This window comes from Bartonella sp. MR168JLCBS, from assembly GCF_042194175.1.
The window spans coordinates 1-513 of the sequence record NZ_JBHIMP010000644.1 but is presented as its reverse complement, the minus strand read 5'-3'; the positions used below and the strand labels follow the sequence as shown (position 1 = coordinate 513).

Below are 513 nucleotides of genomic sequence, written 5' to 3'. Positions count from 1 at the left end.
AAAAAGATTATTTCCGTAAAAATTAAGCTAAAAAATGTGAAAAGATGTCTCAATGTTTTTTTTGCAACACAGATAAAAAGAAACCGTCTGTTTTTGTTGTTGCCGGCGATAAAGTAAGTCCATAATGTGAAAAGATCGGTTGCACAGGTGAAAAACTAAAATATTTCTGCCAAAGTGTGCGCATATTTATTGGATAAAAATTGGAATGTTGTTTAAGAAAAAGAGAAATTTGTTCCTCATTTTCACCAAAAAAAAGAGAGCACGTAATATAAACTAAGCGCCCATTTGGTTTAAGATAGTCCATAGCCTCATTCAAAATAGCTCTCTGTTCCACTTGGCGCTGTCTTACCTGTTCTAACGTTAAACGCCATTTCGTATCTGGACGCCGCCGCCATGTGCCTGTACCACTACATGGTGCATCTAGCAAAACTCTATCCATCTGACTGACTAAGGACTTCAATTCTTCTCTGTGCGCCCGCACCTGTACGTTACGAACACTAGCGCGTTGAAGAC

General features: G+C 38.6%; 1 pseudogene. It reads right to left on the bottom strand.

The window, feature by feature from the left end:
* Nucleotides 1–49 precede the first annotated feature (49 nt).
* A pseudogene (locus tag ACFIK8_RS13170) lies at nucleotides 50–513 on the bottom strand (MFS transporter); the annotation flags it as partial.